Source organism: Bacillus sp. KS1, from assembly GCF_020075515.1.
Lineage (GTDB): Bacteria > Bacillota > Bacilli > Bacillales > Bacillaceae > Bacillus > Bacillus velezensis.
In genome coordinates this window covers 933,650-957,467 of record NZ_JACAWW010000004.1, presented here as the reverse complement: position 1 = coordinate 957,467, position 23,818 = coordinate 933,650, and the positions used below count along the sequence as shown (strand labels likewise).

Here is a 23,818-nt window from a genome sequence, read left to right as displayed (position 1 = left end):
TCAATCAAAGTTCTTTTTCATTATCGATGCTGTATTCATTAAAATAATCTTGGTTGATTAAACATATATATAGAACTACAGCAAATATTATCCCGAAACCGCCAATTAAATAAATCATTTCTGAAAATAATCCGGGTATCAGCCAAGACGTCATTTCTAATGAAATCGGGTCATTAATTAAAGAAAACTCAAAGTAAGTATGAAGCATCTTATCAAGAATGACCACAGATGTGACAATGATAAAGCTGTATATGTACTTCTTAATAAACACATAACAAACGACTGCAAATAGTCCAATCATATGAAACAACAATAAGCTTGTAATGATATATCTAACCATCATCACATTCGATGAATAGTATTGATCCAAAGGTAATTTATTGCCATATAAAAAATAAGGAGCCCCTTCTGGCGATAGCCATACATTATCCCATCTTCCAGACAGAAAAACGCCGAGAAGGACTCCGCCAACGAGATACAGAATGGTAAACATTAAACAAATCCAAAAAACACGAGATAATAATGATAAAAATACTCTCTCTCGTTTTTGATAACGAATAAAACGGACTGAATCAAAAAAAGGCAGTACCCCGAAAGAAAGGAACATTAAAAACAGGGGCAACACTGGAAAGGCAAATGTATAGGAAGAGAAAAATAAATTAAGCGCCTGAGGCGGTCCCATTATCCCTACTTGCGGAACACCTTCTTTTACCAGATATACTATACAAAGCAAAAAACACAAGAACCAAAAGCTTAAACGCCTTTTATGACGACACATATCTATTAAAACAAAACGAAGCTCGTTAACGAACAACATTTTTCTTAGCTCCTAGAATATATAGTAAAAGACCTAAGATGAACCCAACGATCAAGTGTAAAATAAGACTCTTCAAACTAACACCATCTGTAGCCTGTTCCTGCAAAAAGCTGGTTGAAATCATTTCTTGATGGCCAATCGTTGAAAGCAGCATGTTAATTATGTATAAACTTGCAAAGGGTATAAGTAAAACTATAAATGATCTTTTGATAAACATTCCCGCTCCCAAAGCTATACTTGCAAACATGCCGGAAAAAATGCCAATGATAATTACATATAACATCATATGAACAAAGGGATGTGTATAATATAATTCTGGAAAGAAGGTATTATCAGATGCCAAGGGCATCTCGTTGTTAATAGCTCTATCAGGCCTTATATTTGGAAGTTTCATAAAAGACAAATAGATATTTAACAATAGAGGAAAAATGGCAGTCACGACTCCAGCTAAGAAATTAATGAAAAATAAACTGAAAAAGTATTGTGTATGCTTGCCTCGGATCATTAAAAAACGAATAAACCCAGTTGAACGATCTCTTGCGTAAAGATCCGATAATGGAAGTGTTGCCAGAATTGGGAGCAAGAACATGTAAAGAGCCGGATAATCGGAGATTCCACCTATCCCCATCCATTTTGTATAGGGAGTAAAAGAAACCCCTCCAGTTAGTTCCAAATGTTCTGTTAATGGCATTTCCTCTGTCCAAAAATAGGCCGTGGCCAAAACTGCTCCAATTGCCAATGAGACATAAAAAGACGGTCGTTTTAGTAATCGAAATAGCAGTAAATAAAACATAAATTTCCTTCTCTCGCTTTTATTAAATATAGAAGCGACTCAGAAAAACCTGAGTCGCCGACTTTCATATGATTTTTTCATAATTTCAGTCTTCTGATCTCATCAAGGACTCTTTGGATCATAATCAGGACTCCACTTACCATATGCATGACCAGCTGCATTTTTCTTTGCACCTATTGTAACAGAAGGTGTTCCCAAGCCAAACCATGTGTTTTCAACAGCCAAGTTCCATAGTAGTTTTCTTCCATAGTAGTTTTTCTTTATTGTATAATAGTGCCCGCCTGAAACATCTTTTCCGCGAGATCTTGCCCAAGCTTCATAAGAAGTATTATTTTCTGTATTAAACATATAATAATAAGAATCAGTAAATTTTGTTCTGGATTTGGTTTCGTCATAAGGGTTTCCTTTTAGAAACCGAAAATTATAATCTGCATTCTTATAGTTTGCGGTTGGTTCTCCTGCATAAGCATGCATAATTCCTATAGTAGAAAGAGATAATCCCAGTACTAAAGTTAGTGTAGTTATTAGCTTCTTTATCATGTGTTTCTCCTTATTGTTTTTCTAAAATAAAAAATTTATCTGCAACGCCGATGCAATCACCATTTTTATTTAACCAAATCATTCTTAGCGCTATCTTTGCTTTTTTGCCTTTAAATTTAGGCAAATTGATTAAATAATCATGGTCTGCATCTTCTCTTTCGTAAGACTGTTTCCAACTATATGTATGTCCTTTATCATCTTTAACCTTTCCCAATATGGTTGACGGAAACGGCTCTTTCTGACTAAAGGTCATCGCCAGTTCATAATTCTTAGGAAGCGGTCCGACTTCTATTTTCTTGCCTTTAAAAACCCTATCAATTCTCACATCATTATTTTTTATTTGGCCTTGATAATAATGATTACCCTCCAACTTATTCCAAAATACAACCTCGAATAAACTTCGACCTTGTTCGGTATCAAAATAAAAAATATTCGGTCTTTCTTTATTGTTGTTATCCAAATCTTCAATCCTTATAGAAGGATCTGGGGTTTTATCTTTTATTACGTTATTGTATTTGTTTGTTTGACATGCACTAAGCATAGTTATAGCAATTAGACTAAAATAAACCAAAAATATTTTTTTCACTTTCTTCTCCAAAAAACCCTTAATTTGTACCGGTACTAAATGATTATAACATATATTAAAAGAAAATAATACCTTTTAATTTATTTATTTCAAATGCTGTGTTATGCTAATACCTAGTTGATTTATAGGAAAGGAATTTATTTTATGAATAGTTTATTCTTGCTTTTTAAAAGGGACTTGGCCCTTGGAGTTAATAAAACCACCAGGGTTTTCATTATATTATTTATGATTGCGCTATTGAATTTTCTTTATCCTCTGTATTTTCTTCGTACTAACATACCTGACAGTTCTATTGCCTTTTGGGATCTCATTGGTAAAACCTTTTTAGGTGTCCCTTTTGAACTTGTCCAACAACATACATTTGAGTTTCCTTTTGGGTGGTTACTATTTCAGTTAAGCGGGGCAATATTGATCAACACATACATAAAGGATGATCTATTTGCTCACAGTGCTTTTGTCAGGATCAGAGCAAAATCAATATTCAAATTATGGGTAAGCAAGCTGTTTTTTTCTTGTACTGTAATCATTGTGTTTTACATATCATTATTGTCCTTAACTTGGGTTGTTTGGAAATTGAGTGGGGGTACAACATGGGAGTTGACAGTTTACGGCGAAAGCATTTTGAGATACTCATCATTTCAATTATCCTATAGTCAAATAATTATTTATTCTATTGTTTTAAATATAGGCGGAACATTTCTCATTACTTTTATTTTTGCATTTTTTTCGTTAATCTTTAAAACAATTTATAGCTTCGTAATTTGTAGCTGTATTTTGTTTTTCTCAATTTTTTCAGATAGCCCGATATTACTTGGAAATGAAAGCATGTTGATTAGACATCCTTTATTTGGTTTCTCTCCTGTTGTTTCTATTAGTATTTCATTAGTCACAATACTTACTGTTTGTATTACCCTCTTAATTGGAGGAGGTTTATATCTATCAAAGTGTGAATTGATATCTGATGCAAAAATGGAATAATATATCTTAAACACACTAATCTGGGGTCTAGAAATTTAAAGTAGCTTTTGAATTTATTATCAAACTTTTTTCCTTGGTTTAAAACTGGATCTTCGACTTGCTGAAATAAAAATTCAGCACATGCTGTGTATCTGGAGCCTTTTGTATCCCCCTTTTCTGAATCCGTCAGAACAATACTTACATTGGCGAATGACAAGCAACCCATGATTATACTCTTGTATGAAGTGTGAAATAAAAAAGCTATACCCTACAACGTCAATTCGAATAAGAAACCACGGATAAAAGTATCCCCCATGCCGTCTTCATCTTTTGGGACAATGACTTTGAAATAGTCGGTAAAAAGCGACGGAACTGTTAATTGCAAAAAAGGCTGCCGGCACATCATCTATATCAACGGGAAGTATATCCTCCCGCCGATGCATATTAAAACAATGGATAAGAATGGCCATGTTTTATATTTGGGAAATTTATTGAAAATTTTAACTCCGGGGTTAAGAATTGGATGGATAGTGGGGCCGAACCAGGATATTAAATGCAGATAGATTACGGATCCAGGTTCATTATCCCAAAGGTTGCAGCGGGAGTGGTTTATATCCGATCAATATCAGCAACACTTAGAACATGATAATAAGTTCCTACAAACCATTCAGCAGTTTTTATATCTTTTAAGTATATTTTTCCTTCTTTAATTATTAGATGATCTAAGAAATGATCAACTTCCTCCATTGTGATGTTTTCGTACCGATACATATCTCTTAAGGTATAATCGATTCTGCCAGCGCATAACTCAGGGGCTGGCTGTTCGAGCAAATTCCAATTAGAGTTGTCTAATAGAATGTCTTTATAATTAAATTCATATTTACTAAGAATATGAGGGATTTCTGAATCAGTTATGATTTGTTGAAAAATGTTTTCGTGATAATTCTCATTTTTATTGTTAAACACAAAATCAATAACGTGTGAAAATGCAGTATGAGATACATCGTGAAGTAAACCTGCGATTTGTTCTTCTAAAGAACCGCCAAGTTTTTTTATGAGGAGCATTACGCCTATGGAATGTTCATACCTCGTGACATTCCACTTTTGATTTACAAAATAACTTGCTCCTCCTTGGTAAACCCTTTTTAGTCTTTGCACTGGATGACTGAAAATAAGCTCTCCAAGAATTCGCCATAAACACTATCTGTTATCTTCATTTTCCTTACACCCCTTTATGCGCTAATTGCAGAAACTGAAAGTCAAGCATGGCAAAGAAGTTGCAACCTATCGCATCATGGATTTTCTTCCTTTTAATATTGATATACTTAACATATCACAATTCTGAAAAATTCAGTTGAGCCTGATTATATTTGCTTCCAAATAGATAAAACACACCCCGGCGACTGTGACTGCTCCGCCCAAAAGAGAAATAAAGGCGGGGGCTTCCCCTATCCAAATCCAGGAAATGAGTAAGGATAAAGCGGGTGTTGCGTAAAGTGAAATGGCTGCTTCTGAAGCACCGACGAGTGAAGTGACGTATGCAAGTGCAAAGTAAGGGATAACCGTGGGTAATAAGCCTAAGTAAACGACAGACCATGTGGAATTCATCGATGCGTGAACAACTTCTCCCCATAACCCCGGAAGAAATACCAGCATTGGCAATGTCCCGCCCCAAATAGTGAATGTAACGAATGGAATAAATCCATATTTTTTTATATAGCGGGCTTGAAAAACGAAATAAATACTCTCCGAAAAAGCTGCCAGCAGGATTAACAAAATGCCGTTCACTGAATTTATATAGTTTCCTGCCCCAAATGAAATGATCGACACACCCAATAAACTTATGATAGAGCCAATCCATTTATAAAGCCCAAAATGTTCACCAAAAAAAAGACGAGATAACATTGCAGAAAAAATAGGTGTCATGGTCACGAGTAAGCTTGCTACCCCTGCGCTGACTGTTTTTTCTCCGATATTCAGCAAAATGTGATATAGTGCAAAACCTAAAAATCCTAAAGATAAAATAGCAGGGATATCCTTCATGTCAGGTAAACGCATATGAGTCAAAACAGCAAAAACCACCAGTGCCATTGACCCAATCAACAAGCGAAACAAAGCGAGGTGTTCCGGTGTGTAACTCTCCAAACCCGCGCGAATTCCCGGGAAAGCTGATGCCCACAATCCAATCATCAGACTGTAAGATATGCCGATTCGAACTGTTTTCTTTCGCATCTTTCTCACTCCTCTTTACAAAAACCAACCAGTTATTTAATGTGTTTCTATATTAATAAAGATTTGATGAGATGACTTCAACCAGTTAAATAGATTTTGACCCAACCACTTTAAGGAGGATACTTTTTATGAGCGCTCCAGAAGAAAAAAAGATGAAAAAGCTTCCTAAGTACATACAAATCATTCAATTTATAAAAGAGAAAATAGGAAATGGAGAATGGCCGATTGGAAGTAAGATTCCAAGCCAGCGCACGCTTGCCAAACACTTTGAGGTGAATAGGAGCACAGTCATTACAGCTTTAGAGGAATTGATGGCGGATGGATTAATCGAAGGCAGAATGGGCAAAGGGACAGTTGTTACGAACAATACATGGACACTTTTGGCTAAGAATTCCGCCCCTGATTGGGATCAGTATGTAACCTCTGGAATCCAGCAGCCAAGCCAAAAAATCGTTCAAGAGATCAATAAATCAGAATCAAACTCCGATCTTATACAGCTCAGTAAAGGAGAACTTTCAAAGGAGATTTTTCCTTTAGCTGCTATGAAAGAGATGATGGGAAAGGTATCTCAAAACATAGAGGCATTCGGATATGAGGAACCAAAAGGATATTTGCCTTTGAGAGAGGCATTAAGCGGCTATTTAAGAACAATCGGGATTCAAGCTTCTCCTTCTTCCATTCTTATTGTTTCGGGCGCACTGCAAGCCATACAGCTTATATCAATGGGGCTTTTACAAAGGGGATCAACCGTATTTCTCGATCAGCCGTCTTATCTTTATTCGCTGCATGTATTTCAGTCAGCCGGGATGAAGCTGACTGGAGTTCCTATGGATAATGATGGACTTTTGCCGGAACATATCCACATGGCAAGGGGGGAGCGGGGGAGGGCTATCTTATATACAAATCCCTGTTTTCATAACCCGACAGGTATTTTAATGTCAGAACGGCGACGAGAAGAAATCCTTGCGGCAAGTGAGAATGCACAGCTTCCCATTATTGAAGATGACATTTATCGTGAGTTATGGATAGATGAGATTCCTCCAGATCCTATTAAAACAATTGATAAAAATGGGCATGTGCTTTACATAGGCAGTTTATCGAAAACATTAAGTCCGGGTTTGAGGATTGGATGGATCGTCGGTCCGGAACCAGTGATTGAACGTTTATCCGACATAAAAATGCAAACAGATTACGGCTCCAGTTCGTTATCCCAGAGAGTAGCGGCAGAGTGGTTTACATCCGGTGAATACCAGCAACATCTAGAACAGGTGAGAAGTCAATTAAAGGTGAGAAGACAATTGGTCATGAGTCTTTTAGAAACCAATTTGAAGAATGTCGCTGCATGGAATATGCCGAAGGGAGGATTCTTTGTCTGGGTCAAAATATTGCCTTCACTATCTATGAAATTACTTTATACAAAAGCTTTGACAAAAGGGATACTTCTCAATCTCGGCAGTATTTATGCTCAAGAAAAAGGGAATTATATTCGCTTATCATATGCTTATGCATCTCTTGAAGACCTTCAAAAGGGAATTTATGAATTGGGTTTGATGATTAAGGAATTGGCAAGCAGATAAATTTATCATAATTACTTTAATAGAAAGAGACATGCTATCAATGACAAGAACCGGCTTGTTTTCGCGTTTTGCTTTTTCAAAGGCTTCATCTCACCTCATAAAAACCAGTAAAAAAGCCGCTAACAAAGCGGCTTTTCTTAAGTTAAGATGCAAAATGTAAAAAAAGGTTAATTTCTGCTCTCCTTGTTTTTATTCAAACTTCAATCTGTATGGCTATGTCTCTCCTAGAAGAACAGCGGCTTGGTTCTTGAAGAGTAAATCATTTAATCCAAAGCGCTATGACTCCTGCAGATGAAATTCAGATTATTGGGCTGTATAACCGCCGTCCATTACGACTGCCTGCCCTGTAACTCCTTTAGCTTTGTCACTGGCGAGGAATACTGCGTAATCAGCGATTTCTTGCACGGTTAACAAACGTTTTTGAGGAACCAAGGGGTAAATGACTTCTTCAAACACCTTTTCTATAGAAATGCCTCTAGTCTCTGCAATATCTTGTAACTGGTTTTGCACCAATGGAGTGTCGATATATCCCGGACACAAGGCGTTGACAGTAATTCCGTATTCCGCTCCTTCTAATGCTGATACTTTAGTTAAACCGATCAAACCGTGTTTAGCGCTGCAATAAGCTGCTTTCCCTGAAAAACCAATTAAACCATTTATGGAAGCCATATTGATGATGCGGCCAAATTTTTGTTTTTTCATCAAAGGGAACGCTCTTTTTGTCGCACTAAAAGGAGCAGTAAGCATTAATTTCAGCATAAATTCAAATTTATCAGTCGGGAAGTTTTCTATATCCGACACATGCTGAATCCCCGCATTGTTTACCAGAATATCCAATCGCCCAAAGGTTTCAAGTGTCTTAGAGAAACTTTTTTCAACTTGTTCTTCGTTTGTTACATCACAAACTGCAGAGAGGACTTCGTATCCCTGCCCCTTAAGTTCCTCAGCTGCATGATGCACGGCTTTTTCGTTCAAATCGGAAATTACCACTTTTGCGCCTTCTTTAGCGAATTCACGTGCAATTTCTAAACCAATTCCGCTAGCCGCGCCTGTAACAAGAGCAACTTTACTTTCTAATAATTTACTCATAGTAACCCCTCCAGGAAACATTTTGGTCTCCTAAAAGTTTACACCCGGCAATTGTATAAGTAAAATGAATAAAAAGAATATTATGTATTCGTTAAACTTATGGAATGGAGATCATACGATGGATATACGCCAAATCACATACTTTCTTGAAGTTGCTAAATCCAACAGTTTTACTAAGGCATCAGAAAATCTGCATTTGTCACAGCCTGCCTTAAGTAAGATGGTTAAAAGTTTGGAAGAGGAATTAAAGGTTGAGCTCATTGATCGATCAGCTAGACAAATCGCTTTGACAGATGCAGGCGAAATTGTATTTGAGCAAGGCCAAATGATTATGAAGTCAATAGATGACTTGTCGACGAACTTATACGATCTTTTACATTTAAAAAAAGGAAAAGTGAAAATTGGAATACCGCCGCTTATCGGTGTCTTGTTTTTTCCTAAAATCATTAAAGGATTTAAACAATTGTATCCTGATGTGAACATCAAGCTGATAGAACATGGGGGTAACAAGGTGAAACAGGAGGTTGAAGATGGGGTACTGGATCTTGGAGTGGTTATTGAACCAGTGGACGAAGAGCAGTTTGATATCATTCCATTGCTTAATGAAGAACTGATGCTCTTCGTTCATTCCGCTCACCCGCTTGTTCATAAAGAGATTGTGGAAATGCAAGACTTGAAAAATGAACCTTTCATCCTGTTTAGTGAAGATTTTTCTCTTCACGATCGGATTATTCAAGAGTGTATTAGAGCCGGTTTTCGTCCAAATATCGTTTATGAAAGTTCTCAATGGGATTTTATCAGCGAAATGATTGGAGAAGAACTAGGTATCTCCATTTTCCCTCAGTCTATAGTGAAAAAGACTGATCAAAGTTTAGTTAAGGCAATCTCCATTGTCAATCCATCCATTCCTTGGAAAGTGGCGATTATTTTAAAAAAAGGTAAATACGTTTCACACGCAGTACGCGAATTTATCCGGTATATTTCATTTTTTTGTAAGAGTAATTACGTAAATCAAGATAACTCATGAAAAAAATGAATGGTTTTTATAGTTTTTATGTATTTTACGGTTAGAGAGGGCTGCGATATATTATCTTATGTCAGAAAATAAGTACCTTTCAGGAGGAAATTCAAATGGATCAAAGCCGTTACCAACAAGGTTTAGACAAATTAATGGAGTACACTTTAACAAGCGATGATAAAATCTCTACGCATTTAAAGATTTCTGAAGACTTGAAAGATATCGCTCCAGATGTAAGTAAGTACATTATAGAATTTGCTTACGGAGATATATATTCACGGCCGGGATTAACCAATCAACAACGTGCGCTTGTTACCATTTCATCCCTTGTAACGCAAGGAACCGAGCCGCAGCTTGAACTTCATATCAATACAGGGCTTACATCCGGATTAACACCGACTGAGATTGTAGAGAGTATCACCCAATTGGTTCCTTATACAGGCTTCCCGCGTGTACTTAATGCTCTTTCAGTGGCTAAGAAGGTGTTTGCACAACGACATGTAGAAAGCCATTGAGAAATAAAGAGCTTGTATGGAATGCGCGATGATTTAGTAAAAACTCATCAGTAGAATATACACAAAACGACAGCCTATAAGGCTGTTTTTTAACATTAAAATGTCTGACCTCTTTTTTGTTTTTCGGTTGATCATATGTAAAAGCGATTATATTAATCGCTTTTTGATACTTCAAAACATGCTAACCTTCGACCTCTTTATCAGTAAGCACTTTTAAAGCATTTCTTACTTTTAAGGCGAAGTTGACAGGTTTATCAATCGCTTCGAAATGAATATACATCAGTCTCGGTTTATCAAACAGCCAGTGATTGTGTAGAGACGTTACAATCAGATCATGTTTCCGAAGAGCGCTGATAAATGGATTGATTTCTTTTTGCAGAATTACAGTTTCTCCGCTGCAAAGAGCACGGCCGTCTTTTGTCATTGATTCAAATGAAAACATTTGCGGAATGAGCAAAAATGATCTTCCGGGCCGTCCCAGTACAACCGGTTTTATATTCGTTCGTGATCTCATTACTGTACAAATTCCATTTTCAAACGTATGCATGGTTCCGCCCAGAATATCGTTGAATTCGTCACAAAGACCATGCCGTTCAATCATTTCCCCGTCAGTTTTTGGTACCGCACGCACAGTTTTAGCAGTCAGAACTCTTAGGGCCTCTCTTACTTTTCTTGCAAAATTGAGAGGTTTGTCAATTGATTCAAAATGCATAAACATCAGACGCGGTTTATCAAACAGCCAATGGTTATGAACGGCAGTTACGATGATACCGAATTTGCGCAGTTCACTCATTAATGGGTTCACTTCTTCTTGCAGTAAAACAGTCTCACCTAAACATAAGGCTCTGCCTTCCGAGTCCATGCTCTCAAATGAAAAGGCCTGAGGAATAAAAGGAAATGCCTCGGCTCTTCTTCCGAGTACCACCGGGTGAATGTTGCTTCGAAATCTTGTCGCCGTACATACGCCATTTACGACACTGGGCGTTGAATTGAGAATTCTTGCAAATTCTTTGCAGAGTCGTGATGGCTCCATACTCGTTTCTTCCACTTCATATCTCCTCCTGAAATCAATTTAAACGTACTTAATAGTAAAGATATGTGAAGATAGAAAAAATGTAACGCGGCAGGAGTCCATAATAGAGAGAATCAGCTTTTTTCACCATCTCTTCAACTGTTAATTATTAATAGATTTTAATCGGACTATTTAAGATGTGATAAAAGCCTTCCGCATGTGTTTGTCCATTCAGTTTACATTGGGTGATGCCTTTTTCTTTTACCATGTTTTCTCATTCGCTTATGATTACTTTGCCCAACCCGTATTTACAGTAAGGTTTCAGGATGCAGATTCGTTCGAGCTTGCCTGTTTGGTTTACGATGCGGACGCGTCCTGTGCCGGCAGGCTGATTTTCATGATAAACCAAGACATGCCCGCACTGTTCCTCAAGCGCATCGAACTGATCAAATTCATCGGATTCAGGTACTTGCTGTTCCTCAATGAATACTGCTTTTCTAATCTCAAGCGCTGCTTGTAAATCAATTTCTGTTGTATCCTCATGATCAACCAACCCTTTTCACATATTAGTCTGGACTGCACCGCTTGCTTGTGGTCTTATAGAAGTAACGACAAAACATTTATATTGCAAGTGCAACAAAAACATGAAGGGTTTGAAAAGATATGACTGATATTTTGCGTGAAATCGGCATGATCGCACGGGCATTGGATTCCATCAGCAATATTGAATTTAAAGAATTAGACTTAACAAAAGGGCAGTATCTCTATCTTGTGCGTATATGTGAAAACCCGGGAGTGATACAGGAAAAACTGGCGGAAATGATTAAAGTTGATCGAACAACAGCGGCGAGAGCGATCAAAAAACTGGAAATACAAGGATTTGTTGAAAAGCGTCCTGATGATCAAAATAAAAAAATAAAAAAACTTTTCCCGACCGAAAAAGGGAGAAAGGTTTATCCGTTATTGCAAAGAGAAGGAGAGCACTCTGCGGAAGTAGCCCTGTCCGGCTTTACGTCTGAGGAAAAAGAAACCATTTTCAGCCTTCTTCAGCGGGTGAGAAAAAATATAGAGCATGATTGGGAATATGTGAAGAAGGGAAACAAAAGAGACTATTAATGGATGATAATTCCTTTTACTGAATGATTGCGTTGTGAATGATTAAAGTCATAAATGGATACGTTATCTGTGAAATCTCCTTCCTCGGTTCCTGCTTCAACTAGCCGATAGGCTTATTTTTAACGAAAAGTATCAATTATGGTATATTTAAATAAGACAAAATAATTGAAGCGGGGAATGATATGAGTACAATCGAAAAACAAAGACGTAAGAAATTCAGAGCCAAATCAATCGTACGGGCCATCATGGTCATCATCGGCGGAATTATTGCCGCGTATGGACTGGAAACCGTACTGATTCCGAATAGTGTATCTGACGGCGGTGTAACCGGGCTCAGCATTGTCGGTTCACAGCTCTTTCATTTGCCTCTTGGGATCTTGATTGCGGTGATTAATATACCGTTTGTCTGGTTAGGATATAAGCAAATCGGGAAAGGTTTTGCGTTTCTATCAATTATCGGTATTGTCTCACTTGCCGCGGGCACGAGTTTTTTCCACCACACGCCGGCTATCATTGAGGGAGATACCCTGTTAATCACCGTTGTCGGCGGGATTATTCTCGGCTTGGGAATGGGATTGGCATTGCGCAACGGCGGCGCCTTAGATGGAATTGATATGCTGGCTGTGCTTCTGTCACGGAAATTGCCGTTTGGCACGAGCGATCTCATTTTATTTTTAAACATGTTTGTGTTTATTTTTGTTTCTTTTGTATTCGGGCTGCAAGGCGCATTGCTTTCCGTCATTGCTTACTACATCGCATCCAAGGTGATCCATGTGGTTGAGGAAGGCTTAAGCGGTTCTAAAACATTTCAGATTATCACCAACGAGCCTGCATTAATGGTAGAGACCATTCGTGAAGAATTGGGCCGGAGCGCTACGTATAAAGAAGCATACGGCGGTTTTTCTCATGAAAAATTCAAAGAAATCACATGTGTCATCAACCGTTTGGAAGAAACCAAACTGAAGGAAATTATTAATGACATTGATAATCAAGCCTTTGTGACGGTATATGATGTCGCTGAAGTAAAAGGCAGTAATTTCAGAAAAATCCATAATCATTAAGAAGGAGCTGCCGTTCACCGGCAGCTTTTTTTAAAAAAGGAGAAAACACTTGCAAAAAAAGAATAACGGATGTATATTATTGATACATCAAACATTGACTAGTCAATTAATTGCGCAAAAGAAAGTAGGGATGGGTTTTGACAGCATGTTGTTCAGAGGAAGGCGAGATTTTGTATCAGCTCCAATCACTGCACAAAGTGATCGGCACGAAGTTTGAAGCGTGCACCGGAATCAGCCAATCCCGCCTTGAGCTTCTCGCCGTGCTTTTTTACGTCGATGAGATCAGCCAAAGCGATCTTCAGAAAAAGGTGAATATTGACGGCGCAGCTGTGACAAGACACTTGAAACAGCTTGAAGCCAAAGAAATGGTCACAAGAAGGCGGAAGCCCGAGGACAACCGAATTATACTTGTCCGGCTTACTGATCAGGGGCGGGAGAGAATTGAGGCTTCCAAAAAGGAGAAGGAGCGTTTCATAAAGGAAATGCTTGCCGGTGTCAGCGAGGAAGAACGCAGTATGTTAAAAAACGTATTGTCACAGATGCAGAATAATATAGAAAATATGAAAGCATAGGAGTGTTTTACACATGAAAACAGAACTGAAAACAAACGATTTTATGGACATTATGAAAGGCCGCCGTTCCATTCGGAACTACGATCCGGCCGTAAAAATCAGCAAAGAAGAAATGGCTCAAATATTGGAAGAAGCAACGACAGCGCCGTCTTCAGTCAACGCGCAGCCATGGCGTTTCCTCGTCATTGACAGCCCTGAAGGAAAAGAAAAACTCGCGCCGCTTGCCAGCTTTAACCAAACACAGGTCAGCACATCATCTGCGGTGATCGCGGTTTTCGCAGATATGAACAGTGATGACTATTTAGAAGAAATTTATTCAAAAGCGGTCGAACTGGGCTACATGCCGCAGGAAGTAAAAGACAGACAAATCGCTGCGTTGACGGCGCATTTTGAAAAACTGCCGGAGCAAGTGAACCGTGAAACGATTCTGATCGACGGAGGTCTCGTTTCCATGCAGCTGATGCTTACGGCACGCGCGCACGGCTATGATACAAACCCGATCGGCGGCTATGATAAAGAAAAGATTGCCGAGGTTTTCGGAATGGATAAAGAGCGTTATGTACCGGTCATGCTGTTATCAATCGGAAAAGCGGCAGACGAAGGATATGCTTCCTACCGTCTTCCTATCGAAACAATCGCACAATGGAAATAAGGTTGAAGTGAAGCTGAGAGGAGAGGGACAGTGGACATAATTGCGGCTGTTTTCGTCGGAATTGTAGCTTTAGAACATATATTTATCATGATACTTGAAATGTTTTTTATCAATTCGAAGGCTGCCAAGCGGTCTTTCAAATTGCCGAAGCATTTAGAAGGTGATCGGAATGTGGCGGTCATGTTTGCAAATCAAGGTCTGTATAATGGATTTCTGGCTGCCGGCCTCATTTGGGGACTGATCCTCGGAGCTGATCCGATTGGCCATATGATTCAAATGTTTTTCGTCATCTGTGTGGTCATCGCGGCCATTTTCGGAGGCTTTACTTCAAACAAATCAATTATCGTAAAACAAGGACTTCCGGCTGTTTTAGCGCTTATTTTTCTTTTATTGGCGTAGCAGACGGAGTGAGTGAGGGCTTCCGGAAAGGAAGCCCTCTTTTTTTATTCTGTTTTGAAAATCATTTCTTATATACATCACTATAGATTGGGGATGTCAAATCAGCTGTCACCCCTTCTTAATTGTTATTTGCTGAAAGTCTTCTATCTGCTAATAAAGCCTAATAGATGGAGTGGACTCCATGTCAATCTGTTTTTTTAAAAAAAGCTGATCGGTAAATATGGTATGATTTACATAATCAGGGAGTGGGGTTGCAGAGGATGAATATGAAGAGAGCGTATTACGCTATTTTATACAGCCAGACCGCTATCAACTTGGGGTTTTCACTTTATACGATGGCCGTCATCTTGTTTTTGTTTACAAAAACCGGTTCGACGGCGATGGCCTCTCTTATGACGCTCGTCAGCATTGTATGCCGCGTATTGGGCAGCGCCGTTTTGCCGCTGGTCACCGGTCGGTTCACGCTTCGTTCTTTGTTAATCAGTTCTCAATTGATACAGATCACACTGTTAGTCTGTTTGTTTTTTGTCATCCAAACCGGTTCATCCGCATTCTTTTTTCTGCTGTTTTGTCTGATCGGAGGCATTTCTTTTTGCAACGGATGGTTTGCTCCGATAAAAAGCGCGCTGATTGGGGAAATCATTCCTCCTGATCGAAGGGCGAAAGCGAACAGTTTATTATCGGCGGCGGATCAGACCGTTCAGTTTGCGGGGTGGTCTCTGGGCGGCGTCATCATAGCGTTCCTGGGAGTGAGCGATACAATGATCGTCACTGTCATGTTATTGGTTTCTTCAGTGTTGGGCATCATTCTGTTTCTTCAAGTACGCATGTGTGCGCCGGCAGCAGTCAGGGAACGTTCCCTTTTTGCAGATGCGGCAAGCGGCTGGGTGTATTTATTTCAGCAAAAACAGCTCAAGGTCCTCATTGTGATGGATGTGATCGAATCGTGGGCAGGCATGATATGGATCGGGTCTGTGTCCTTAACTTATGTGCATGACGTCCTTCATAAAGGAGAGGCTTGGTGGGGGTATGTCAACGGAGTCTATTATGCAGGGACGATGATCGGCGGACTGATCATCTATAAGTTATCCGGTAAGCTTCAGCATCATCTCATTCCGCTTATGCTGACGGGAGCCTTGGCATATGGAATGTTCACGTTTATTTACGGGCTGATCACAAGCGCCGTTACGGCCCTTTTTCTGGTGCTGTGTATGGGGCCGGCTTGTGTATTACGAGATCTCACGCAGGAAACATTACTTCAAAATATCACGACCGAAAAGACACGGGTCAATATATTAGCGGCGAGATCAGCTTTAGTTCAGTTCATTTTTATGTTTTCCATTATCGGAACGGGGATTATCTCGGATGTATTCGGCGTGCGGTTTATTTATATTGGCGCAGGCCTTCTCTTATTAATTTCGGCTTTTATCGGATTTTCTCAGCTGCGAATGAAGAAAATGGTACAGAGCGGCATGTAGTGTAGTATAATTAGGAACGTACGTTCTATATCGAGAGAGGAGAGGGTAATGTGGGACATCTGGCACTGCAATTGTATGATTATCATCTTTGGGCAAATCAGCAAATATTCACCCGGCTTAAAGAGCTTCCGGAGGATGTGTACCGTAAGGAGATTCAAAGTGTCTTTCCGTCGATAGCCGGTGTATTGACTCATGTGTATCTGTCGGATAAGGGGTGGTTTGATGTGTTCTCCGAAGAGCGTCTGGAGGATACGCTGAAATCAGCTGAACAGCAAAAAGAGGACATCTTGTCTAAAGAGATAGAAGAGCTGGAAGATCTATTTTTGGAATTATCAGACCGATATCGACTATTTTTGCAAAAGGAGGAAAATATCAGTCTCCCCCTTGAAATAGAGCATCCGTCAGGTGACATCATGAAAACCGCAGCGGCCGATATGATCCTCCATGTTGTGAACCACGGAACGTATCACCGCGGGAATATAACAGCCATGCTCAGACAGATGGGGTATGCTTCTGTGCCGACGGATTACGGTATTTATTTATATATAAACAAAAAGTAAACAAGACAGCCAACGCGGCTGTCTTGTGATATCCGTAAAAGAGCCAAATCATATGAGTGATTTGGCTTTTTCGTTTGCTATGCCATGTTTTGCAGCCGTTCTAAACTGTTTTTCCAATTCGCTTCAATCGCTGTAAAAGCAGCGGCGGCATCTTGCTGTTCTAATGCGTGAATGATATCAGAGTGTTCATTATATGATCTGTTTAAAGCGCCATTTTCACTGAAATAGCGGATTTCCAGTCTCTGAATTTTGACTTTCAGGCTTACTAGCAATTTGTGAAGTTCAGCGTTGTCCGCAAGCAGAATGATGCGATGGTGAAATGCATTATCCGCTTCCAGAACGGCCATTTTATCGCCGTCTTTCATCGTTTGAAGAAGATTTTCATTCAGCTGTTTCAATTCTTGAATCACGGCATCGTCCATACGCGGGAGGGCTTGCTGCAATGCGAGTTTCTCAAGCGTCCAGACGATGGAATACAAGTTTTCCGCTTCTTTTAACTCAATCGGAGCGACAAGTGTCCATCTGTTCGCTTTTGTTATCACCAAGCCGTCATCTTCCAGCCGCAATAAGGCTTCCCGTATCGGGGTGCGGCTGATTCCCAATGTTTCCGACAAATCCTTGTCCTTTAACTTTGTTTCCGGTTTGAGCTTGCCCGTTATGATCCAGTTTCTGAGTGTGCGATACACTTCGTCCCGCATGATGGTTCTTTTCAGCACAGGTTCTTTGTTTTGATTATCCAATGGAACACCTCATGAATCGTAGTATACATATTTGCATTTTACCACAGTCCGGGCGCCGGTTAGAAATGAAGAGGGACGTCTAAGAATGAATCGAACCGAGATGCTTCATCTCAATATGCTGAAAGTCAGCGGAGCCGCCTTCAGAAAAGAGCGTGATTCCCTGATCTTCGTGTTTTGGGAACACTTCATTTGTCAAAACGGTTTTTCCGTCGTCTGCAAATACTTCAATACTGGTTTTATCCACTAGAATTTTCAGATGGACGCGCCCTTTGTTTCCGTCAAATGGAGCTTTGCTTTCGACGTATGCGCCGGTTTTATCAGGCTGGTCTGTAAACGATCTGTTCACATAGGCACAGCCGTCTTCTGCTGAAATACCGACATCAATATGCCGGCTTTGGTCTGCTGATTCTCTGAGTCTGACGCCTGCATTTTTGATATCTGACCAAGCGATATCCATATCAAGCTGATATGTATCACCTTTGATCGGCAGTGTCTCTGAACCGTTCACCTGTTTGTGTTCTATGCTGTCAGTTGAAGAAGTTAATTGGTTCAATGCTTCAATCGGCTCTGACACAAGGCTGTATGTGCCGCCGTCCTGTTGCTGAAGACGGATTTCACGGACGATAGAATCCGTGCCGTTAAAGCCGTTTTTTAGTGTCGGTGTTTCATTCGGATAATCCCAATTGTTCATCCATGCCAGCGCATAGCGTTTTGTCAGCGGATCTTCGCTATTACCGTCTTCAAATGTGACGCCGCCGTACCAGTCAAAGCCGTAATCAAGCCATTGCGGTTCTTCTTGATCGGCGGTAAATTCCTTCCCGTCAAAGTTTCCGGTCCAATACGCGTACGTATTCGGTTTGCCTGCGGGTTTGCCGTTTGCGCTTGCGCCCAGAACCCACTTGGCTGTGCCGTCATCTGCACGCATCATATAAAGGTCGGGGCATTCGATGAGGCCGATCTGCTGAGTGATAAAACCGCCCGTGTATTTCCAATTTTTTAAATCGGGTGATTCATAAAAACCGATTTTTTCTCCTTCGGCCATGGCCATCACCCATTTGTCATCCTGTTCATCCCAGATCACTTTCGGGTCCCGGAAATCCTTAGTTCCCGGGTTTTTCATAACGGGCTGATCACTATAGGAAGTAAACGTTTTTCCTTTATCCGTGCTGTACCATAAATATTGTTCCTGGGCTTTTGTTTTGGCTGTCGGCTGCGTTGTGACGGCGACCAGCGCGTTTTTGCCGAAGCCCGCGGTGTTGTGTTTATCAATGACGACAGAACCGGACCAGATATCGCCGTTTTCGTTGGTGTATTTCGGAATAGCCGTGCCTTCGTCCGTCCAGTGCACCAAGTCCTCTGATACGGCGTGCCGCCATTCTGTGCCGTTGCCGTTCGGGTAATCCCGATTATAAAGATAGTAGTAATGATATTTCCCCTCGAAAAAAATGGGCTTTTGAGGGTCGTTTTTCCATTTGTCCGGAGTCGTAAAATGATACGCCGCCCGGTAATCCTTCTTATGCTCCGTGTTGTTTGTGTCAGAGGAATTGTGGTTTTTGTTCGGCAGTAAGCCGACAAACAGGAACGCACCCAAAAAGATCAATATTACAACGGGCCATTTTCGTGCCATGATTGAATTCACCATCTTATTGAGAAATAAAAGAAAATGCCAATGAAGTATCGGCATTTTCTTTTTGTTGTTATTAGTTGTTAACCGTAAGCTGTCCTTGTTCAAGGATGCTGTTTTTAACAACGGATGTTTTCTTGCCTTTGATGTTCATTAAGAAGCTTGGCGCAAATGTCGCCTTTTTATCCTCAAAGAAGCCTCTGTTTGTCATGTAGCTTGTGATCACGACATTGTTGCCTTTGGCTTGCGGCACTGCGAAGTGAGAGTAAGTGAACGTTACGTCGTTAGGATCAAGACCCATTTGCAGGACAAGACCAGTTTTGTTCAGCGGCTTGTAAGGACCTGTTAAAGAGTTTGATACATAACCAAGCATGTAAATATCGTTTGAGTTAATACCGTCGATCGTCATTTTTGAACCGCGTGAATCAGTGAACAGGTACCATTTGCCGTTCATTTTGAAAACATTCGCGCGCTCGATTTCATCAGTTACCGTGTTTGAAGTGATCAGCGGCTTCATGACTTTTTTCAATGTGTAATCATCGTTTAACTCTACCATACCGAGGGCGCCGTTCGCTAATTCAGCATCGCGTTTTTTAGCGCTTTGCTGAAGCTTCTGACTTTCTTTACGGAAGAAGTTTGTGCTGCCGCCGTAGTACGCTTTGTTAAATAAAGATTCTTCGCCTTGGTATCCGTTTTCTGTTCCCGTGTTGGCTTCGAATACAAGGTATTTATGTCCTTTGTCTTCAACGTAGTGAGGGTCTCTCAGCGTATGGTTGTCGCCGGATGTATAGTTCCCTTCATCGATAAACTGCTGAACGTTTTGATATGTTTTTCCGTCGCCGTCAAAAATCGTTTTATGATCTTCCACTCCGTTGATCTTGAGCGTGTCATCAGATTTTGACACATTTACCTGCGCTGTTGTCAGGCTTTGTTTGCCGTAATGTTTACCGGAAAAGTCAGTGTAGAATAAACGGATTTTTCCGTCAGATGTAAAGGTTGCAGAACCGGACCATTCTTGTGTCTGTTCTTTCAGGATTTCATCGTTGGCGTCGAACTTATCGCTGTCTTTAAAGACACGGCCCGCGTTTTTCCAGCTGTCGATCGAGTTGTCGCCGACTTTTTGATAAAACATGTAGATGGATGTGTCATCAGCGTCTTTCGGGCTTCCGGCAAGAGCAAACACGACGTGATAGCCGTTGTATTCAGCTACTGTTCCGTCAGCGTTTTGGAGCGGCCAGCTGTCCCACACATCCAGTCCTTTCGCGGACTCGATATTTTTAATTGTTGATGGGTCGAATTGAGGCACTTGGTATTTTTCACTTTGCTGCTGTTTAGGGATCTGCAGCATATCATGGCGTGTGATATGAGAGACGCCGTACGTTTCTTTGTAAGGTTTTTGGGTATTTTCTTTCGCGAAGGCTTGAGTCGCTCCCCCTGCCAGAAGTGCAGTCGTAAAAGTTAGAACTGTGGCTCGTTTTGCAAATTTTTTGATGTTCATGTTCATGTCTCCTTTTGTATGTACCTTTTTTTGCGATCTGCCGATTCGATCCTCCTGCATTCATGGATGACAGGTTTGTTACAGAAAAAAAGACCTAAAATATGTATGGGGTGACGCCAAAGAATACACTTTGCCCTTAACACATTTTAGGTCTTGCCTGCTTTATCAGTAACAATCCTGCATGATTTACTTGTCGACATCATTCTATTAGACTCTGATTCTATTGACAACTGGTCTATTTTCCTCTTTTGGATGATAGTAAAATGAAAAAAGGCCTTTTAATATATGGGTAATTGAGACTAAGGGGTGCTCTGGGCCTAGGAAAAAACCTCTCTAAAAAAGAGAGGTTATTTTTTCTTGATAGATAATAAAGCGATAGTGGCTAAAATCAGCAAAGTACCCAGCCATTCTGATATTCCGAAGGGAACATGCAGCCAGATAACAGCTAAAAAAGCTGCCGACAGCGGCTCTGCACAGGCGAGCAGGCTGGTTTCAGAGGCACTCAGATATTTCAGGCTTTCCAAGTAGCAATAAAAAGCGATGAGCGTTCCGAAAATGATGATAAACACAATCGCGGCATATGCAGGAAAGGACCACTCGCCTTCAAATGTCCAGGGCGGGCGGATCAAGCTGAGGGCGGCTCCGCCGATCAGCATGCCCCATCCTACAACAATGGCGGATCCCCATTTTTTCAGCAGACGATGCGGCTGAAGGGTGTAAAACGCCAGTGCAAACGCCGAACTGATGCCCCAAAAGACGGCCAGACCGGATATGGACAGGCTTCCGACATTCCCGTGCGTGACCAAAATGAATGTGCCGGCAATCGCCAATAAGACGGCCAGAAGCTCTTTTGCTGAAGGAATTCTCTTTGCGCGAATCGCTAAAAAGCATGTAATGATCGCTGGTCCTAAATACTGAAGAACGGTAGCAGCGGCCGCGTTGCCGTACTCAATTGCCGCGAAGTAGGTGTATTGGACGCCTAACATTCCGAAAATCCCGAATAAGAGAAGGGGAATTCTGTCCCGTCTGTCTTTCCAAACAGCCCATATCCGTCCTTTTTCTTTGCGGTACGCGATGCCGAGCAGAAGCGCCCCTGACACCAGAAGGCGCACCGAAGTCAGCCATTCTGTATTAAAATGGCGGTGCTGGAACAGATACTGGGCAACCGTTCCCGAGACCCCCCATAAGATAGCTCCTGTCAGCACAAGCCAAATGCCTGTTGTTCGTGAATAAGAAAGAGCAGCGTGTTTTTCCAGGATAGACACCCCCGATTCTGATGTTGCGATATTAACTTACAATAATTAGAAAATGAACATCTTCCATGTGATATATTATATATTACATATTAGTTTTCGTCAAAATGATTTTTGGAGAAAGCGCTTACGAAACGACCGTCTGATGATGAGCAATAAAAAAACACCCCGGCGGGTTTCCGGGGTGTGTTGGTTATTCTGCAATCGCGTCTGTTAAAACAGGAACGACTTGTTTCTTTCTGGATACGACGCCTTTTAAAAGAGCCGTGTTGTTTTCTAAAGTCACGTTGAATGCTTTTTCCACTTTTGACGCTTGATCACCGATGGCAAGCGCAAGGGAATCGTTTTCCAGAATATCCGTAATCACGAGAAGGAACAGGTCAAGGTTCTTCTCAGCAATTACTTTTGAAAGAGCCGCTTCTAATTCCGGCTGCCGCTTTTTAACATCTTCAATATCAACTGTGTTGACTTGGGCGATTTCGACTTTTTTGCTGCCGAGCGTGAACTCTTTCGCATCAAGAGAAATCAGTTCTTCCACAGTTTTTTTGCTTAAGTCGGCGCCCGCTTTCAGCATGTTTAAGCCGTACTCTTCCGCATCTACGCCGGCAATTTCAGCAAGCTCTTTTGCCGCTGCGATATCTTGCTCCGTGCAAGTCGGAGATTTAAATAACAGAGAGTCGGAAATGATTGCTGACAGCATGAGGCCCGCAATTTCTTTCTCGATTTTCACGTTATTTTCTTTGTACATTTTGTTTAAGATCGTAGCCGTACAGCCGACCGGCTCAGCACGGTAGTAAAGAGGTTCCGCTGTTTCGAAGTTGGCGATACGGTGGTGGTCGATAACTTCAAGAACCTGAACGTCTTCGATATCCTTGATGCTTTGCTGGCGTTCATTGTGGTCAACAAGGATGACGCCGTTTACTTCGTTTGCGGCTGTTTCCACCAAACGCGGGCTTTCCTGTTTGAAATAATCAAGCGCGTATTGTGTTTCGCCGTTGACTTGTCCGAGGCGGACGGGCTCAGCATTGAAGCCGAGTTTATTTTTTAGATCAGCGTAGGCAATGGCAGAGCAAATGGTATCTGTGTCTGGGTTTTGATGTCCGAAAATAAGAATTTTTTCCATAATAACTCCTTGTCCTTTTTTGTAGTGTAAACAATCTTTTTATAGTTTAACACGTCTTGAGGAGGGTGTAATCTTCAAAACCTTAAAAATTGATGTGAAAAAGAAGCATTTTTGTTGAGAGGTGGGGAGGGTTGCGAGTAAAATACTGGGTAAGTCAGATGCTAATCAGCATATAGTATCAAAAAAGGTACTATGGAGGATGAAAAATGAACATATATCCGAATAAAGAAGGTTGTCCGGTTGAACTGACGCTTTCCGTTATCGGCGGAAAGTGGAAGGGTATTTTGTTTTATCATATGATCGGCGGAAAAAAGCGGTTTAATGAGTTTCGGCGCATTTGCCCCAGCATTACGCAGCGTATGCTGACGCTTCAGCTTCGCGAGCTTGAGGCGGACGGCATCGTGCATCGCGAAGTATATCAGCAGGTGCCTCCAAAGGTGGAGTATTCTCTTACCGAATTCGGCAGGTCGCTGGAACCGATCGTTTTGCAAATGAAGAAATGGGGAGATGCCAACCGGGAGTTTCTCGAGGCATACCGGGAAAAAACGTCTCCTCAAGATCAGTCCGCTCAAAAATAAGAAGCAGCAAAGGATTAAATTCCTTGCT

The 23,818-nt window shown here is 40.9% G+C and carries 24 protein-coding genes and 3 pseudogenes; 13 read left to right on the top strand and 14 right to left on the bottom strand.

Annotated elements, in window-relative coordinates; genetic code table 11:
- Positions 1 to 4 precede the first annotated feature (4 nt).
- The 4 genes from HWY38_RS05195 to HWY38_RS05180 form a co-directional block, all read right to left on the bottom strand.
- Positions 5 to 817, bottom strand: coding sequence for a hypothetical protein (locus tag HWY38_RS05195; RefSeq protein ID WP_224181402.1), 813 nt, complete (start codon positions 815 to 817; stop codon positions 5 to 7).
- The gene (locus tag HWY38_RS05190) at positions 804 to 1,610 is read right to left on the bottom strand and encodes a hypothetical protein (RefSeq protein ID WP_025650110.1); all 807 of its coding nucleotides are present in this window, start codon (positions 1,608 to 1,610) and stop codon (positions 804 to 806) included. The genes HWY38_RS05195 and HWY38_RS05190 overlap by 14 nt, the downstream gene beginning before the upstream one ends.
- 102 nt (positions 1,611 to 1,712) lie before the next feature.
- Positions 1,713 to 2,150, bottom strand: a complete 438-nt coding sequence (locus tag HWY38_RS05185) for a hypothetical protein (RefSeq protein ID WP_025650109.1) — start codon at positions 2,148 to 2,150, stop codon at positions 1,713 to 1,715.
- Between the two features lie 10 nt (positions 2,151 to 2,160).
- A complete protein-coding gene (locus HWY38_RS05180) occupies positions 2,161 to 2,736 on the bottom strand; it encodes a hypothetical protein (protein ID WP_224181401.1) in 576 nt (191 codons plus the stop codon).
- Positions 2,737 to 2,880: 144 nt separating this feature from the next.
- Between HWY38_RS05180 and HWY38_RS05175 the strand changes: the two genes are divergently transcribed.
- A complete protein-coding gene (locus tag HWY38_RS05175; protein WP_224181400.1) occupies positions 2,881 to 3,714 on the top strand; it encodes a hypothetical protein in 834 nt (277 codons plus the stop codon).
- Positions 3,715 to 4,121: 407 nt separating this feature from the next.
- Positions 4,122 to 4,334, top strand: a pseudogene (locus HWY38_RS05170) (PLP-dependent aminotransferase family protein); the annotation flags it as partial.
- Positions 4,335 to 4,338: 4 nt separating this feature from the next.
- Here the strand turns inward: HWY38_RS05170 and HWY38_RS05165 are convergent.
- Positions 4,339 to 4,910, bottom strand: a pseudogene (locus HWY38_RS05165) (HD domain-containing protein); the annotation flags it as partial.
- A gap of 133 nt (positions 4,911 to 5,043) precedes the next feature.
- The gene (locus HWY38_RS05160) at positions 5,044 to 5,925 is read right to left on the bottom strand and encodes a DMT family transporter (RefSeq protein ID WP_224181399.1); all 882 of its coding nucleotides are present in this window, start codon (positions 5,923 to 5,925) and stop codon (positions 5,044 to 5,046) included.
- Positions 5,926 to 6,053: 128 nt separating this feature from the next.
- Between HWY38_RS05160 and HWY38_RS05155 the strand changes: the two genes are divergently transcribed.
- On the top strand, positions 6,054 to 7,502 hold the full coding sequence (locus HWY38_RS05155; protein WP_224181398.1) for a PLP-dependent aminotransferase family protein: 1,449 nt from the start codon (positions 6,054 to 6,056) through the stop codon (positions 7,500 to 7,502).
- 303 nt (positions 7,503 to 7,805) lie between these two features.
- Here HWY38_RS05155 and HWY38_RS05150 read toward each other — a convergent pair whose 3' ends face one another.
- Entirely contained in the window at positions 7,806 to 8,591 is a 786-nt protein-coding gene (locus HWY38_RS05150; RefSeq protein ID WP_224181397.1) for a 3-hydroxybutyrate dehydrogenase, read from the bottom strand.
- A 118-nt stretch (positions 8,592 to 8,709) separates the two neighbouring features.
- Between HWY38_RS05150 and HWY38_RS05145 the strand changes: the two genes are divergently transcribed.
- Positions 8,710 to 9,618: a LysR family transcriptional regulator gene (locus tag HWY38_RS05145; RefSeq protein WP_032875365.1), complete on the top strand. Its 909-nt coding sequence runs from the start codon at positions 8,710 to 8,712 to the stop codon at positions 9,616 to 9,618.
- Positions 9,619 to 9,722: 104 nt separating this feature from the next.
- Positions 9,723 to 10,124: a carboxymuconolactone decarboxylase family protein gene (locus HWY38_RS05140; RefSeq protein WP_007615035.1), complete on the top strand. Its 402-nt coding sequence runs from the start codon at positions 9,723 to 9,725 to the stop codon at positions 10,122 to 10,124.
- 181 nt (positions 10,125 to 10,305) lie between these two features.
- Here the strand turns inward: HWY38_RS05140 and HWY38_RS05135 are convergent, their stop codons facing one another.
- Together HWY38_RS05135 and HWY38_RS05130 are read right to left on the bottom strand one after the other, a co-directional pair.
- A complete protein-coding gene (locus tag HWY38_RS05135) occupies positions 10,306 to 11,172 on the bottom strand; it encodes a DUF1259 domain-containing protein (protein WP_004393029.1) in 867 nt (288 codons plus the stop codon).
- A gap of 133 nt (positions 11,173 to 11,305) precedes the next feature.
- Positions 11,306 to 11,689: pseudogene (locus HWY38_RS05130) on the bottom strand (GNAT family N-acetyltransferase).
- 110 nt (positions 11,690 to 11,799) lie between these two features.
- Here HWY38_RS05130 and HWY38_RS05125 point away from each other — a divergent pair.
- The 7 genes from HWY38_RS05125 to HWY38_RS05095 all read left to right on the top strand — a co-directional run bounded on the left by HWY38_RS05125 (position 11,800) and on the right by HWY38_RS05095 (position 16,974).
- On the top strand, positions 11,800 to 12,252 hold the full coding sequence (locus HWY38_RS05125; RefSeq protein ID WP_014306189.1) for a MarR family winged helix-turn-helix transcriptional regulator: 453 nt from the start codon (positions 11,800 to 11,802) through the stop codon (positions 12,250 to 12,252).
- Between the two features lie 182 nt (positions 12,253 to 12,434).
- The gene (locus HWY38_RS05120; protein ID WP_015387425.1) at positions 12,435 to 13,313 is read left to right on the top strand and encodes a YitT family protein; all 879 of its coding nucleotides are present in this window, start codon (positions 12,435 to 12,437) and stop codon (positions 13,311 to 13,313) included.
- 137 nt (positions 13,314 to 13,450) lie between these two features.
- Entirely contained in the window at positions 13,451 to 13,885 is a 435-nt protein-coding gene (locus HWY38_RS05115) for a MarR family winged helix-turn-helix transcriptional regulator (protein WP_004393037.1), read from the top strand.
- 13 nt (positions 13,886 to 13,898) lie between these two features.
- A complete protein-coding gene (locus HWY38_RS05110) occupies positions 13,899 to 14,537 on the top strand; it encodes a nitroreductase family protein (protein ID WP_057080367.1) in 639 nt (212 codons plus the stop codon).
- Positions 14,538 to 14,567: 30 nt separating this feature from the next.
- Entirely contained in the window at positions 14,568 to 14,936 is a 369-nt protein-coding gene (locus HWY38_RS05105; protein WP_004393040.1) for a DUF1304 domain-containing protein, read from the top strand.
- A 260-nt stretch (positions 14,937 to 15,196) separates the two neighbouring features.
- Positions 15,197 to 16,414, top strand: coding sequence for an MFS transporter (locus HWY38_RS05100; RefSeq protein WP_014306187.1), 1,218 nt, complete (start codon positions 15,197 to 15,199; stop codon positions 16,412 to 16,414).
- A 50-nt stretch (positions 16,415 to 16,464) separates the two neighbouring features.
- Positions 16,465 to 16,974 (top strand): DinB family protein, encoded by a 510-nt coding sequence (locus tag HWY38_RS05095; RefSeq protein ID WP_088037184.1) that lies wholly within the window; start codon positions 16,465 to 16,467, stop codon positions 16,972 to 16,974.
- A 77-nt stretch (positions 16,975 to 17,051) separates the two neighbouring features.
- On the opposite strand, the gene HWY38_RS05090 is transcribed toward HWY38_RS05095, so the two are convergent.
- The 5 genes from HWY38_RS05090 to HWY38_RS05070 form a co-directional block, all read right to left on the bottom strand.
- Entirely contained in the window at positions 17,052 to 17,714 is a 663-nt protein-coding gene (locus HWY38_RS05090) for a GntR family transcriptional regulator (RefSeq protein ID WP_088037185.1), read from the bottom strand.
- Between the two features lie 79 nt (positions 17,715 to 17,793).
- A complete protein-coding gene (locus HWY38_RS05085) occupies positions 17,794 to 19,353 on the bottom strand; it encodes a glycoside hydrolase family 32 protein (protein WP_088005528.1) in 1,560 nt (519 codons plus the stop codon).
- A gap of 61 nt (positions 19,354 to 19,414) precedes the next feature.
- Complete coding sequence (locus tag HWY38_RS05080; protein WP_014306184.1) at positions 19,415 to 20,836, bottom strand: glycoside hydrolase family 68 protein; 1,422 nt, start codon at positions 20,834 to 20,836, stop codon at positions 19,415 to 19,417.
- A 347-nt stretch (positions 20,837 to 21,183) separates the two neighbouring features.
- A complete protein-coding gene (locus tag HWY38_RS05075) occupies positions 21,184 to 22,101 on the bottom strand; it encodes an EamA family transporter (RefSeq protein WP_317986210.1) in 918 nt (305 codons plus the stop codon).
- A gap of 181 nt (positions 22,102 to 22,282) precedes the next feature.
- Positions 22,283 to 23,212 carry a manganese-dependent inorganic pyrophosphatase gene (locus HWY38_RS05070; protein ID WP_004393053.1) on the bottom strand — a complete coding sequence of 310 codons (930 nt, stop codon included), beginning with the start codon at positions 23,210 to 23,212 and terminating at the stop codon, positions 22,283 to 22,285.
- A gap of 206 nt (positions 23,213 to 23,418) precedes the next feature.
- On the opposite strand from HWY38_RS05070, the gene HWY38_RS05065 reads away from it, so the two are divergent.
- On the top strand, positions 23,419 to 23,790 hold the full coding sequence (locus HWY38_RS05065) for a winged helix-turn-helix transcriptional regulator (protein WP_007615010.1): 372 nt from the start codon (positions 23,419 to 23,421) through the stop codon (positions 23,788 to 23,790).
- Positions 23,791 to 23,818 lie beyond the last annotated feature (28 nt).

Excerpts from the sequence above, each read along its gene's own strand:
- HWY38_RS05125 (WP_014306189.1), top strand. The coding sequence starts at position 11,800 with ATGACTGATATTTTGCGTGAAATCGGCATGATCGCACGGGCATTGGAT.
- HWY38_RS05145 (WP_032875365.1), top strand. The coding sequence starts at position 8,710 with ATGGATATACGCCAAATCACATACTTTCTTGAAGTTGCTAAATCCAAC.
- HWY38_RS05150 (WP_224181397.1), bottom strand. The coding sequence starts at position 8,591 with ATGAGTAAATTATTAGAAAGTAAAGTTGCTCTTGTTACAGGCGCGGCT.
- HWY38_RS05065 (WP_007615010.1), top strand. The coding sequence starts at position 23,419 with ATGAACATATATCCGAATAAAGAAGGTTGTCCGGTTGAACTGACGCTT.
- HWY38_RS05155 (WP_224181398.1), top strand. The coding sequence starts at position 6,054 with ATGAGCGCTCCAGAAGAAAAAAAGATGAAAAAGCTTCCTAAGTACATA.
- HWY38_RS05080 (WP_014306184.1), bottom strand. The coding sequence starts at position 20,836 with ATGAACATCAAAAAATTTGCAAAACGAGCCACAGTTCTAACTTTTACG.
- HWY38_RS05185 (WP_025650109.1), bottom strand. The coding sequence starts at position 2,150 with ATGATAAAGAAGCTAATAACTACACTAACTTTAGTACTGGGATTATCT.
- HWY38_RS05140 (WP_007615035.1), top strand. The coding sequence starts at position 9,723 with ATGGATCAAAGCCGTTACCAACAAGGTTTAGACAAATTAATGGAGTAC.
- HWY38_RS05110 (WP_057080367.1), top strand. The coding sequence starts at position 13,899 with ATGAAAACAGAACTGAAAACAAACGATTTTATGGACATTATGAAAGGC.
- HWY38_RS05070 (WP_004393053.1), bottom strand. The coding sequence starts at position 23,212 with ATGGAAAAAATTCTTATTTTCGGACATCAAAACCCAGACACAGATACC.
- HWY38_RS05160 (WP_224181399.1), bottom strand. The coding sequence starts at position 5,925 with ATGCGAAAGAAAACAGTTCGAATCGGCATATCTTACAGTCTGATGATT.
- HWY38_RS05175 (WP_224181400.1), top strand. The coding sequence starts at position 2,881 with ATGAATAGTTTATTCTTGCTTTTTAAAAGGGACTTGGCCCTTGGAGTT.
- HWY38_RS05100 (WP_014306187.1), top strand. The coding sequence starts at position 15,197 with ATGAATATGAAGAGAGCGTATTACGCTATTTTATACAGCCAGACCGCT.
- HWY38_RS05120 (WP_015387425.1), top strand. The coding sequence starts at position 12,435 with ATGAGTACAATCGAAAAACAAAGACGTAAGAAATTCAGAGCCAAATCA.
- HWY38_RS05195 (WP_224181402.1), bottom strand. The coding sequence starts at position 817 with ATGTTGTTCGTTAACGAGCTTCGTTTTGTTTTAATAGATATGTGTCGT.
- HWY38_RS05190 (WP_025650110.1), bottom strand. The coding sequence starts at position 1,610 with ATGTTTTATTTACTGCTATTTCGATTACTAAAACGACCGTCTTTTTAT.